Genomic DNA, 11,941 nt, shown 5'->3' with positions numbered 1-11,941 from the left:
GCTGGGCTTCACCGTTCGACTTGCATGTGTTAAGCACGCCGCCAGCGTTCGTCCTGAGCCAGGATCAAACTCTCCGTAAAAGAGAGAAAACAACCAACAACCCCCGAAAGAGCCGCCAGTCGCCTATCGATACTGGCCAGACCAAACAGACTAGCTGTTCAATCCAGTCCAAAGGAACCAAAAAGGTTCAAAATTTGGCATTGACTATCAAGCACACTGTTGAGTTCTCAAACAACCGACGCACACCATCCAAGACCGAAACAACCGCTCCGACCCGTCCGGGGCAACCCTTCAACCTTACCCGGTCCGATCCTCTTGGTCAACCCTCGCTCCGTGAGCGCCGGCCGACCTGGATCGGGTGGGTCCTCGATCGATCGGGCACACTACTGTACCCGATCTGAAGGTTCGAGGTGGTCCACCCGCGGGACCGGCCACCGGTACCCAGCCCGTGGGCTGTCTCCTCGGTGTCCGTGCCTCCCTCTCGGGCGAACGACCAGAACATTACACATGCTCCGGCCCCCGGACCAAATCCGCAGGCCAGAGCATGTTTCCGGTCCGGACGGTCAGCCGGCGTCCGCGACAGCGAGGGTCTTCTTGCCCCGCCGCAGCACCGCGTACCGGCCGTGCAGCAGGTCCTCCGCCCGGAGGAGAGCGTCCTCCGACTCGACCTTGACGTTGTTGACGTAGGCGCCGCCGTCCGCGACCGCCCGTCGACCGGCGGCGCGCGACGCCACCAGGCCGCTGTCCACGAGCGCGTCGAGCACGGGCGTCCCGACCTGCACCTCGGCGCGGGGCAGCTCCGCCGTCGCGGCCCCCAGCGTCTCGGCGTCCAGCGAGGTCAGCTCGCCCCGGCCGAACAGCGCCTGGCTCGCGGCGACCACCGCCTCCGTCGCCGCGGCGCCGTGCACCAGGGTGGTGACGTCCGCGGCGAGCGTCTTCTGGGCGACGCGAGCGAAGGGGCGGTCCGCCACCTCACGCTCGAGGTCCCCGATCTCCTCGCGCGTCCGGAACGTGAAGATCTTCAGCCACGGCACGACGTCCGAGTCGGACGCGTTGAGCCAGTACTGGTAGAAGGCGTACGGACTCATCAGGTCCGGCGCCAGCCAGACCGCGCCACCCTCGGTCTTGCCGAACTTGGTGCCGTCGGCCTTGGTGATCAACGGCGTCGTCATGACATGGACCGTCTCGCCCTCGGAGCGTCGCACGAGCTCGACCCCGGAGAGCAGGTTCCCCCACTGGTCGTTGCCACCGGTCTGCAGGGTGACCCCGTGGCGACGGTAGAGCTCCAGGAAGTCGATGCCCTGCAGGATCTGGTAGCTGAACTCGGTGAAGCTGATCCCCTCGTCCGAGCTCAGCCGGCGCGCCACCGTGTCCTTGGCCAGCATGGTGCCCAGGCGGTAGTGCTTGCCCACGTCGCGCAGAAAGTCGATGGCCGACATCCCGTCGATCCAGTCGAGGTTGTTGACCAGGACCGCCGGGTTGTCGCCGTCGAAGTCGAGGAAGCGGGAGATCTGCGCCTTGAGACGTTCCGTCCACTCGGCGACGGTCTCCTTGGTGTTGAGCACCCGCTCGCCGGACTGACGAGGGTCCCCGATCATCCCCGTCGCCCCACCGACCAGCGCGACAGCCCTGTGCCCGGCACGCTGCAGGTGCCTCAGCAGGATGAGCTGGACGAGGTGACCGTGGTGCAGGCTCGGCGCCGTCGGGTCGAAGCCGCAGTAGTACGCGATCGGCCCCTCCGAGAGCGCGTCGCGCAGCGCAGCCTCGTCGGTGGTCTGCGCCACCAGGCCTCGCCAGTGCAGCTCGTCGAGAACGTCGGTCACCGTGTGCTCCTCGGGGTGGTTCGTCGCGGCCCGGCCGAGCCGCCCACCTAGTGTGCCCGATCCGCCGGCCGGCCCCGCGCGCGTCTCAGCGCCCCCGGCGCGACACCGGTCGGTACGCCGACACGGTCGGCTCGTCGACGAGCCACGACCGCCACCCGAACCTGGACGGGTCCGCACCTTCGCCGCCCACACCGACGCGTGGTCCGGTCGCGACGGCGCGCGGCAACGGGTCCACCGGCAGGTGCACGACGACGGCGCCCTCGGCGTCGGTCACGCCCGCGCCGTCGTCCCCACGGTCGAGCGCGAGCGCGACCGTGAGCCGCGCGGGGCCACGAGCGATCTGCCGGTCGGAGTCGCACCGGCCCGCCGCCGTGCGACGCGCACGCGCCAGCTCGGTGCCCGCGACGACCTCGCCGGCACGCAGGAGGACGGCCGAGGCCCTGCCCACAGGCCCGCACACCACGTTGACGCAGTGGTGCAGGCCGAGGTGACGGTAGACGTAGAGGCGGCCGGGCCCGCCGAACATGGACCGGTTGCGCTCGGTGCGGCCCCGGTAGGCGTGCGACGCCGGGTCGACGGCCCCGGCGTACGCCTCGACCTCCGTCAGGCGCAGAGTGACCTCGCCCTCGGGCGTCCGGCGCGTGACGTAGGCGCCGAGCAGGTCGCGCGCCACGGTGTGCACGTCCCGGTCGTACCAGGCCGGGCCGGGGACCTGCCACGGCAGGGTCGCCGTCCGCGAGGTGCCCGCCGTCGTACCCGTCATATCGCCTCCCGTGACTCCGGCGCCGTCGTGCGCGGCCGGCCGAAGCCGTCGAGGTGGACGTCGGCCCGCGCGCGGGTCTGCTCCGCAGCGTAGTGCGCTGCTTCGTCGGCCATCCACCTCAACCAGTGGGGCCGCGCCGCCGCACCGTCGCGCGCGAGGCCGCGCCGCAGCCGCTCCTCGTCGCCGGCCTCGACCCAGATCCGCAGCACGGCCCACGGGTCGACCTGCCGCGCGGCAGCCCCGCACCCCTCGACCACGAGGAAGGGCGCCGGTGGCACGGTGTGCGCCTCGGCGTACGTCCCGGCCTCCCAGTCGAACCGCCGGTACTCCCCCGCACTGCCCGCCGCCAGCGGGTCCAGCACCCACGAGCGCAGTCGTGCCGCGCCGCCGTCGGGCCCGGCCTCCCAGCCCTCGTAGAGGTCGTCCATGTGCACCACCTGGCAGACGAGCTCGACGGCCAGCTGGGTGGCGAGGGTCGTCTTGCCCGACCCCGCAGGGCCGTCGACGCAGACGAGCCGGGTGGTCCGCCACGGGGCGGACGCACCCGGCCCGGGCAGACGCGGGACGCCGTCGTGCACCTGCTGCACGACGGCGGCGAGCACCTCCGCGCCGACGCTCACTCAGCCCTCGGCCCAGAACCTGAACTCGGTGGCACGCTCCTTCGCGGCCTCGAGCTGCTCCGTGACCCGCGCCGGTGCGGTGCCGCCCACGGCGTCCCGGGACGCGACGGACCCCTCGACCGTCAGCACTTCGCGCACCGCCGGCGTCAGATGGCTCGACACCGCCGCGAGGTCGGCGTCCGAGAGGTCCCACAGCTCGATGCCGCGCTCCTCGCAGACCCGTACGCAAGCGCCCGCGACCTCGTGCGCGACCCGGAACGGCACGCCGGAGCGCACCAGCCACTCGGCGACGTCGGTGGCCAGGGAGAACCCCTGCGGTGCGAGCTCCGCCATGCGGCCGGTGTCGAACGTCAGCGTCCGGACCATGCCGGCGAAGGCCGGCAGCAGGACGGTGAGCGTGTCCACCTGGTCGAAGACGGGCTCCTTGTCCTCCTGCAGGTCGCGGTTGTACGCGAGCGGCAGGCCCTTCAGCGTCGCCAGGAGCCCGGTCAGGTCGCCGATCAGCCGGCCGGACTTGCCGCGCGCGAGCTCCGCGATGTCCGGGTTCTTCTTCTGCGGCATGATGCTCGACCCGGTCGACCAGGAGTCGTCGAGGCGGACGAACCCGAACTCCTTGGTGTTCCACGCGATGATCTCCTCGGAGAACCGCGACAGGTCCACCCCGATCATCGCCGCGACGAACGCGAACTCCGCGACCACGTCCCGGGCGGCGGTGCCGTCGATCGAGTTCTCGACCGGACCGTCGAAGCCCAGCTCGGCGGCCACCGCGGCCGGGTCCAGACCCAGCGACGACCCCGCGAGCGCCCCCGACCCGTACGGCGAGCGGGCCGCGCGCACGTCCCAGTCGATGAGCCGGTCCACGTCGCGCAGCAGCGGCCACGCGTGCGCCAGCAGGTGGTGCGCGAGCAGCACGGGCTGAGCGTGCTGCAGGTGCGTGCGGCCGGGCATGACCGCGTCGCCGGCCGCCTCCGCCTGGGTGATGAGCTCGTCGACGACCGTGACGACCTGCTGGGCGATCAGGCGGGCGTTCTGGCGCAGGTACATCCGCACCTGCGTGGCGATCTGGTCGTTGCGCGACCGGCCGGCACGGAGCTTGCCACCGAGCTCGTCCCCGGCGCGCTCCATGAGGCCCCGCTCGAGGGCGGTGTGCACGTCCTCGTCACCGAGCCGGGGAAGGAACGTGCCGGACTCGACGTCGGCCTCGAGCCGGTCGAGGGCCTCCAGCATGCCGGTGAGCTCGTCGTCGTCGAGCAGGCCGGCTCGGTGCAGGACCCGGGCGTGCGCCCGCGACCCGGCGACGTCGTGCACCGCGAGCCGCCAGTCGAAGTGCGTCGACTGCGACAGCGCCTGGAGCTCCGGCGAGGGGCCGCCGGCGAACCGGCCGCCCCACAGGCTCACCGACGCCGGCGCAGCGACCGCGTCGTTCGGCCCCGCGCCGCCGTCGGACCGCTTCTCGATGTCGGCCATGGTCAGAGGTCTCCGGTGCCGAAGTCGACGCCGTTGCCGAAGCGCTCGTCGCGAGCCGCGGCCTGCTTGGCGGCGAGACCGTAGATCTCGATGAAGCCCTTGGCGTGCGACTGGTCGAACGAGTCGCCCTCGTCGTACGTCGCGAGGTTGAAGTCGTAGAGCGCGGCCTCGGACTTGCGCCCCGTCACGGTGGCGCGGCCGCCGTGCAGCACGAGGCGGATGTCGCCCGAGACGTACTTCTGCGTCTCGTCGACGAACACGTCGAGGTTCTTCTTCAGCGGGCTGAACCACATGCCGTCGTAGACCAGCTCGGACCAGCGCTGCTCGACGCCCTTCTTGAAGCGGGACTGCTCGCGCTCCAGGGTCACGTTCTCGAGCTCCTGGTGCGCCGCGATGAGAGCCATGGCGCCCGGCGCCTCGTAGACCTCGCGAGACTTGATGCCCACGAGGCGGTCCTCGACGATGTCGATCCGGCCCACGCCCTGGGCACCGGCCCGGCGGTTCATCTCCATGATCGCCTGGAGCGGGGAGACCGCGACCCCGTCCAGCGCGACGGGCACACCCTCGGTGAAGGTCACGACGACCTCGTCGGCGACCGGCGGGAACGTGGGGTCGTCGGTGTAGGAGTAGACGTCCTTGGTGGGCTCGTTCCAGATGTCCTCGAGGAAGCCGGTCTCCACGGCCCGGCCCCACACGTTCTGGTCGATCGAGAAGGGGTTCTTCTTCGTCGTCGCGATCGGCAGGTCGTGCTTCTCCGCGTAGTCGATCGCCTTCTCCCGCGTCAACGCCAGGTCGCGCACCGGGGCGATCGTCTTGAGGTCCGGCGCGAGCGAGGTGGTGGCCACCTCGAAGCGGACCTGGTCGTTGCCCTTGCCGGTGCACCCGTGCGCCACGGTCTGCGCACCGAACTGGCGGGCGGCCCGCACCATGTGCTTGACGATGACCGGACGCGAGATCGCGGAGACGAGCGGGTAGCGGTCGAGGTACAGGCCGTTCGCCTTGAGCGCCGGCATGCAGTACTCGTCGGCGAACTCGTCGCGCGCGTCCGCCACGTACGCCTCGACGGCACCGCAGTCGAGGGCGCGCTGGCGGATCATCTCCATGTCCTCACCGCCCTGGCCGACGTCGACGGCGACGGCGACGACCTCGGCACCGGTCGCCTCGGCGATCCAGCCGATCGCGACGGAGGTGTCCAGGCCGCCGGAGTAGGCGAGCACCACGCGTTCAGTCATGAAACTTCATCCTTGCTGTGCGGTTGAGGGGTCGAGTCTGACAGGCTCAGGCGTCCGGTGACGCCGTGAGCTCGAGGAACCGTGCGGCGAGCTCGTCGCCGCCGGCCGGGTCCCGGGCGATCACCAGGATCGTGTCGTCCCCGGCGATGCAGCCGAGGACCCCGGGGAAGACGGAGTGGTCGATGGCGGAGGCCAGGTAGTTCGCGGCCCCGGGCGGTGTGCGCAGCACGACCTGGTTGCCGGACGCCTCGGCCGAGACCAGGAGGTCGGCGCAGAGCCGGGCCAGGCGGGCCGCGAGGTAGCCGGAGTCGTGGCCGCCGACGCCGGGGGCCTGCACGCTGCGGTCGCCTCCCTCGCCGGGCACGGCGTAGACGAGCGAGCCGTCCGCGCTGCGGACCTTCTCGGCACGCAGCTCGATGAGGTCGCGCGAGAGCGTGCCCTGGGTGACGGACAGCCCTTCGTCGGCGAGCTCGCGGGCGAGCTCCGCCTGCGAGTGGATCGCGGTGCGCCGCACGATCTCGACGATGCGCGCGTGCCGCGCCGCCTTGGTGGTGAGCGGGCCGTGGGCGGGCGTCGCGCTCATCGCTGCTCCAGGAGGAACGTCAGGACGGCCTTCTGGGCGTGCAGACGGTTCTCCGCCTCGTCCCAGACGACGGACCGGGGGCCGTCGATGACCTCGCCGGCGACCTCCTTGCCGCGGTAGGCCGGAAGGCAGTGCAGGAAGAGGGCGTCGTCCTTCGCTCCCGCCATGAGGTCGGGCGTGACCTGGTACGGCAGGAGGTCGGCGACCCGCTGGGTGGCCTCGTCCTCGTCGCCCATCGACACCCAGGTGTCGGTCACCACGACGTCGGCGCCGACGACGGCGGCCGCGGCGTCCGTGGTCACGGCGACCGAGCCGCCCGTGGTCGCGGCGATCCCGTCGGCGCGGGCCACGACGTCGCCGGTCGGGAGGTAGCCGTCGGGGCCGCAGACGACGACGTGCAGTCCGGCGGTCGCGCCGGCGAGCAGGTACGAGACCGCCATGTTGTTCGCCGCGTCCCCGACGTAGACGAGCCGCTGGCCCGGCAGGGCCGCGATCCCGCCGCGGTGCTGCGCGATCGTGACCAGGTCGGCCAGGAGCTGGCAGGGGTGGAAGTCGTCCGTCAGCGCGTTCACCACGGGCACCCGGGAGACGGCGGCCATCTCCTCGATCCGAGCCTGACCGAACGTCCGCCACACGATCGCGGAGACCTGCCGGTCCAGCACGCGGGTGACGTCCGCGACGGACTCCCGTACCCCGATCTGGGCGAGCCGCCCGTCGACCGTGACCGGGAAGCCACCCATCTCGGCGATCCCTGTCGAGAAGGAGACCTGGGTGCGCAGGGTCGGCTTGTCGAAGACGAGGGCCACCCCCTGGGGTCCGGCCAGCGGGGTGCGCACGGTGCGGTCCTCACGGAACGCCATCGCGAGCTCGAGCACCTCGCGCTGCTCGGCCGGCGTGAGGTCGTCGTCACGCAGGAAGTGACGGGGCATCATTCCTCCTCCGGGTTCTCGGGGACGGTCACACCGGCGAAGAAGCGCGCGGCGTCCAGGGCCTGATCGGCCGTCAGGACCAGTGGTGGGGCGAGCCGCACGGCGTCCGGCGCGACGGCGTTGACGATCAGTCCGGCGTCGAGTGCCGCGGCGGCGACCTGCGGTGCCACGGGACGCGCGAGCTCGACCGCCAGGAGCAGGCCGTGCCCGCGGACGCCCGTCACCAGGGGGTTGCCGCCCGCGGTGATCGCCCGGCGCAGCACCTTACCGACCTCGTGGGCGCGGGCGAGCAGCCGGTCGCGCTCGATGACGCCGATCGTGGCGAGGCCGGCGGCCGCGGCCACCGGGTTGCCGCCGAACGTCGTCCCGTGCTGCCCGCGGCCCAGCAGCGTCGCCGCCTGTTCCCCGAGCGCCAGGACCGCGCCCACGGGGAACCCGGCACCGAGGCCCTTGGCCAGCGTGACGACGTCGGGCACGACGCCCCCGCCGATCTCCGGGTGCTGGAAGGCGAACCAGGCGCCGGTGCGTCCCATGCCGGTCTGCACCTCGTCGAGCACGAGGAGCGCGCCGGCGTCGCTGGTGAGCCGGCGCCCCAGCGCCAGGTAGCCCTCGGGCAGTGCCCGGACACCCGCTTCACCCTGCACCGGCTCGACCACCAGGGCCGCGACCTCACCCCGCTCGGCGACGGCCGCCGGGGAGAACGCAGCCTCCAGCGCGCCCGTGTCGCCGAAGGGCAGGTGCTCGACGTCGCCCGGCAGCGGCTCGAAGGGCTCGCGGTAGCCGGGCTTGTGCGTCAGGGCGAGCGCGCCCATGGTCCGTCCGTGGAACCCGCCCTCGAGAGCCAGGACCCGGGTGCGCCCGGTGCGGCGCGTCATCTTGAACGCCGCCTCGTTGGCCTCCGTGCCGGAGTTCGTGAAGAAGACCTTGGACCCCTCGGGCGCCTCGGCGATCTGCAGCAGGCGTTCGGCCAGCGTGATCTGCGTGGGCGTGGCGAAGAAGTTCGACACGTGCCCGAGCGTGCCGAGCTGCGCGCTCACCGCCGCCGTGAGGGTGGGGTGCGCGTGGCCGAGAGCATTCACCGCGATGCCGGCGAGAAGGTCGAGGTAGCGCGTGCCCTCGACGTCCCACACGTAGGCTCCCTCGCCGCGCACGAGGATGCGCTGCGGCGGGCCGAAGGTGTCCATCACCGATCGGGTGTACGCCTCGGTCCACCCGGCGGCGCTCAGGTCACGGCCGGTGCTGGTGATCTCGCTCATGGGGTGAGCTCCTGGTCGGTTCGCAGCGGGACGTCGGGCACGACCATCGTGCCGTTGCCACGGGAGGTGAAGACCTCCAGCAGCACGGAGTGGGGCTGGCGGCCGTCGATGACCGAGGCGCGCGGCACGCCGCCCTGGACGGCCCGCAGGCACGCCTCCATCTTGGGGACCATGCCGGCCGTCAGGCTCGGCAGGAGCGCCGCCAGCTCCCCGGCCGGGATCTGCTCCACCAGGGAGTCCCGGTCGGGCCAGCTCGTGTACAGACCCTCGACGTCGGTGAGCACGATGAGCTTCTTCGCACCGAGCGCCACCGCGAGCGCCGCCGCGGCGGTGTCCGCGTTGACGTTCAGCACCTGGGTGGGGTCGTCGATGTCGGGAGCGACGGTGGAGACCACGGGGATGCGGCCGGCGTCGAGCAGGTCCTGCACCGCCGAGGGGTTGACCTGGACGACGTCGCCGACGAGGCCCACGTCCACGGGCTCGCCGTCGACCGTGGCGTGGCGGCGCACGGCCCCGAACAGCCCGCCGTCCTCCCCCGACAGCCCGACGGCGCGGGGCGCGTGGGCGTTGATCAGCCCGACGAGCTCGCGCGAGACCTGGCCCGTGAGGACCATCCGCACCACCTCCATCGCCTCGGGCGTGGTCACGCGCAGACCGCCCCGGAACTCGGAGGCGATGCCGACGCGGTCGAGCATCCGGGAGATCTGCGGACCGCCGCCGTGCACCACGACGGGGCGCAGGCCGACCTGGCGCAGGAACACCATGTCTTGCGCGAAGGCCGCCTTGAGGTCGTCGTCGATCATGGCGTTGCCGCCGTACTTGACCACGACGAGCGCGCCGGCGAACTCCTGCAGCCACGGGAGGGCCTCGATGAGGACTTCGGCCTTCTGATCGGGGCGCAGGCCGGTGCGGGTGTCGAAGGCGGGTCCGGCGGCGCTCGCCGTGTCGTGGTCGCTCATGAGGAGTACGCGCTGTTCTCGTGGACGTAGTCGTGGGTGAGGTCGTTGGTCCAGACGGTCACGGACGCGTCGCCGGCGTGCAGGTCGACCTCCACGTGCACCTCGCGGTCGGAGGCCAGGTCGACGAGCTCCCGTGGCGCACCGACGCCGCCCGCCCGGCAGACCTGCACGCCGTTGATGGAGACGTCGAGCGTCAGCGGGTCGAATGGGGCGACCTCGGGCGGCACCGTGCCGACGGCCGCGAGCACGCGGCCCCAGTTCGGGTCGTTGCCGAACACGGCGGACTTGAAGAGATTGGACCGGGTCACCGCCCGGGCGCACGCGAGCGCGGCGTCCTCGGTGGTGGCGTTCCGCAGGGTGACCGCGATGTCGTGACTGGCGCCCTCGGCGTCCGCGACGAGCTGGCGCGCGAGCGAGGCGGTGACCTCGGTGACCGCGGCCGTCAGCTCGTCGAGGCCGGTCTTGACACCGGACGCACCGCTCGCGAGCAGGATCACGGTGTCGTTGGTGGACATGCAGCCGTCCGAGTCGACGCGGTCGAAGGTCGTTCGGGTGGCGGCGCGGAGCGCGGCATCGGCCGTGGCCGGGTCGACGACGGCATCGGTCGTGATCACCGAGAGCATGGTCGCGAGCCCGGGGGCGAGCATGCCCGCACCCTTCGCCATGCCGCCGACGCTCCACCCGTCCCGCTCGGCGACCGCGGTCTTGGCGACCGTGTCGGTCGTCATGATCGCGTGCGCTGCGTCCGGGCCGCCGTCGGCCGTCAGCGATCCCGCGGCGGCGTCCACGCCGCTCAGCAGCGCGTCGAGGTCGAGCCGGAGGCCGATGAGACCCGTGCTGCACACGAGCACGTCGCCGGCCCCGACCTCCTCCTCGGGCGTGGCGGCAACGGTAGACAGGACCCCGGCCACGTGCTCGGCCGTGCGGTGCGTGTCGGCGAACCCCTCGGGACCGGTGCAGGCGTTGGCACCGCCGGAGTTCAGCACGACGGCGCGCGCGGCGCCGTCCGAGACTGCCTGTCGCGTCCAGACCACCGGGGCGGCCTGCACGCGGTTGGACGTCAGCACGGCGGCCGCGGTGCGCAGCGGACCGTCGTTGACGACCAGCGCGACGTCACGCCCGCCCGAGTCCTTGAGGCCGGCGGCGACGCCGGCGGCCCGGAATCCTGCCGGGGCGGTGACGCTCATGGTGCGACTCCTTCGGTGCGCAGGCCGGCCGTCTCCGGCAGGCCGAGGGCGAGGTTCATGGCCTGGACCGCCTGGCCGGCGGTGCCCTTGACCAGGTTGTCGAGGGCGGTCACCGTCACGACACGGCCGGCGCCTTCGTCGAGAGCCACCTGGACCAACGCCGCGTTGGCGCCGAGGGTCGCCGCCGTCGACGGCCACTGCCCCTCCGGCAGCAGCTCGACGAACGGCTCGTCGGCGCAGGCCTCCTCCCACACGGCGCGGACCTCGGCGGACGTGGCGCCACCGCGCCCGGGCGCAAGGCGCGCCGTGACCGTGGCGAGGATCCCGCGCGACATCGGCACGAGCGTCGGGGTGAAGCTGATCGAGACGTCCGGCGCTCCCGCGGTACGCAGGTTCTGGGCGATCTCCGGGATGTGCCGGTGCGTGCCGCCGACGGCGTAGGGCACGGCGGCGCCCAGGCCTTCGGCCGCGAGCAGGTGCGGCTTGAGCGCCTTGCCCGCGCCGGAGAACCCGTTGGCGAGGACGGCGACGACGTCGGTCGGGCTGACGAGGCCGGCGGCGACGCCCGGCTGCAGACCGAGGGTCACGGCGGTGACGTTGCACCCGGGCACCGCGATGCGGTGCACGCCCGCCAGGTGGTCACGCTGGTGCGTGCCGTCCGCGTGGCTCAGCTCGGGCAGCCCGTACGGCCACGTCCCGGCGTGCGCGGAGCCGTAGAACGACTCCCAGTCCGCCGCAGAGGCCAGCCGGTGGTCGGCGCCGAGGTCGAGGACGAGGACGTCGTCGGGCAGCTGGGCGGCGATCTCGCCGGACGCGCCGTGCGGCAGCCCGAGCACGACGACGTCGTGGCCGGTGAGGGCCTCGGCCGTGGTGGGCTCGAGCACCTTGTCGGCCAGCGACCGCAGGTGCGGCTGCACCTCGCCCAGTTGGCTGCCCGCGTTGGAGTGCGCGGTGACGGTGCCGATCTCGAGGTGCGGGTGCGCCGCGGCGAGGCGCAGGAACTCTCCGCCGGCGTAGCCGGATGCTCCGGCGACGGCGACGCGGTACCTGGCGTCCGGTGTGCTGACCATGCGCGACACTATACATACCTATGCGCATGCCGGTGAAGATATTCCACGTGAT

11 protein-coding genes and 1 rRNA gene are annotated in these 11,941 nt (G+C 72.4%); all 12 read right to left on the bottom strand.

Going from position 1 to position 11,941, the window contains the following annotated elements:
* Positions 1 to 80: ribosomal RNA gene (locus ACWAT2_RS10460) — 16S ribosomal RNA — on the bottom strand; the annotation flags it as partial.
* A 483-nt stretch (positions 81 to 563) separates the two neighbouring features.
* Positions 564 to 1,823, bottom strand: coding sequence for a tyrosine--tRNA ligase (gene tyrS, locus ACWAT2_RS10455; protein WP_402375125.1), 1,260 nt, complete (start codon positions 1,821 to 1,823; stop codon positions 564 to 566).
* Positions 1,824 to 1,908: 85 nt separating this feature from the next.
* Positions 1,909 to 2,586: a DNA-3-methyladenine glycosylase gene (locus ACWAT2_RS10450; protein WP_402375127.1), complete on the bottom strand. Its 678-nt coding sequence runs from the start codon at positions 2,584 to 2,586 to the stop codon at positions 1,909 to 1,911.
* Complete coding sequence (locus ACWAT2_RS10445) at positions 2,583 to 3,206, bottom strand: uridine kinase family protein (RefSeq protein ID WP_402375129.1); 624 nt, start codon at positions 3,204 to 3,206, stop codon at positions 2,583 to 2,585. The genes ACWAT2_RS10450 and ACWAT2_RS10445 overlap by 4 nt, the downstream gene beginning before the upstream one ends.
* Entirely contained in the window at positions 3,207 to 4,673 is a 1,467-nt protein-coding gene (gene argH / locus ACWAT2_RS10440) for an argininosuccinate lyase (protein ID WP_402375131.1), read from the bottom strand.
* A 2-nt stretch (positions 4,674 to 4,675) separates the two neighbouring features.
* Entirely contained in the window at positions 4,676 to 5,905 is a 1,230-nt protein-coding gene (locus ACWAT2_RS10435) for an argininosuccinate synthase (protein ID WP_402375133.1), read from the bottom strand.
* A gap of 46 nt (positions 5,906 to 5,951) precedes the next feature.
* Positions 5,952 to 6,488 carry an arginine repressor gene (locus tag ACWAT2_RS10430; protein WP_402375135.1) on the bottom strand — a complete coding sequence of 179 codons (537 nt, stop codon included), beginning with the start codon at positions 6,486 to 6,488 and terminating at the stop codon, positions 5,952 to 5,954.
* On the bottom strand, positions 6,485 to 7,417 hold the full coding sequence (argF, locus tag ACWAT2_RS10425) for an ornithine carbamoyltransferase (RefSeq protein WP_402375136.1): 933 nt from the start codon (positions 7,415 to 7,417) through the stop codon (positions 6,485 to 6,487). Before argF ends, ACWAT2_RS10430 begins: the two co-directional genes overlap by 4 nt.
* Positions 7,417 to 8,673 (bottom strand): acetylornithine transaminase, encoded by a 1,257-nt coding sequence (locus tag ACWAT2_RS10420; protein WP_402375138.1) that lies wholly within the window; start codon positions 8,671 to 8,673, stop codon positions 7,417 to 7,419. Before ACWAT2_RS10420 ends, argF begins: the two co-directional genes overlap by 1 nt.
* Positions 8,670 to 9,632 carry an acetylglutamate kinase gene (argB, locus tag ACWAT2_RS10415; RefSeq protein ID WP_402375140.1) on the bottom strand — a complete coding sequence of 321 codons (963 nt, stop codon included), beginning with the start codon at positions 9,630 to 9,632 and terminating at the stop codon, positions 8,670 to 8,672. The genes ACWAT2_RS10420 and argB overlap by 4 nt, the downstream gene beginning before the upstream one ends.
* Entirely contained in the window at positions 9,629 to 10,819 is a 1,191-nt protein-coding gene (gene argJ / locus ACWAT2_RS10410; RefSeq protein WP_402375142.1) for a bifunctional glutamate N-acetyltransferase/amino-acid acetyltransferase ArgJ, read from the bottom strand. Before argJ ends, argB begins: the two co-directional genes overlap by 4 nt.
* Positions 10,816 to 11,889 (bottom strand): N-acetyl-gamma-glutamyl-phosphate reductase, encoded by a 1,074-nt coding sequence (gene argC / locus ACWAT2_RS10405; RefSeq protein ID WP_402375144.1) that lies wholly within the window; start codon positions 11,887 to 11,889, stop codon positions 10,816 to 10,818. Before argC ends, argJ begins: the two co-directional genes overlap by 4 nt.
* Positions 11,890 to 11,941: the final 52 nt, after the last annotated feature.

This window comes from Isoptericola sp. GX10416 (genome assembly GCF_056590155.1).
Note: the sequence above shows the minus strand (reverse complement) of the source record. Positions and strands in the feature narration are given on the sequence as shown.

Coding starts and splice junctions, on each gene's coding strand:
- ACWAT2_RS10450 (WP_402375127.1), bottom strand. CDS start 2,586: ATGACGGGTACGACGGCGGGCACCTCGCGGACGGCGACCCTGCCGTGG.
- argH (WP_402375131.1), bottom strand. CDS start 4,673: ATGGCCGACATCGAGAAGCGGTCCGACGGCGGCGCGGGGCCGAACGAC.
- ACWAT2_RS10435 (WP_402375133.1), bottom strand. CDS start 5,905: ATGACTGAACGCGTGGTGCTCGCCTACTCCGGCGGCCTGGACACCTCC.
- ACWAT2_RS10430 (WP_402375135.1), bottom strand. CDS start 6,488: ATGAGCGCGACGCCCGCCCACGGCCCGCTCACCACCAAGGCGGCGCGG.
- argF (WP_402375136.1), bottom strand. CDS start 7,417: ATGCCCCGTCACTTCCTGCGTGACGACGACCTCACGCCGGCCGAGCAG.
- ACWAT2_RS10420 (WP_402375138.1), bottom strand. CDS start 8,673: ATGAGCGAGATCACCAGCACCGGCCGTGACCTGAGCGCCGCCGGGTGG.
- argB (WP_402375140.1), bottom strand. CDS start 9,632: ATGAGCGACCACGACACGGCGAGCGCCGCCGGACCCGCCTTCGACACC.
- argJ (WP_402375142.1), bottom strand. CDS start 10,819: ATGAGCGTCACCGCCCCGGCAGGATTCCGGGCCGCCGGCGTCGCCGCC.
- argC (WP_402375144.1), bottom strand. CDS start 11,889: ATGGTCAGCACACCGGACGCCAGGTACCGCGTCGCCGTCGCCGGAGCA.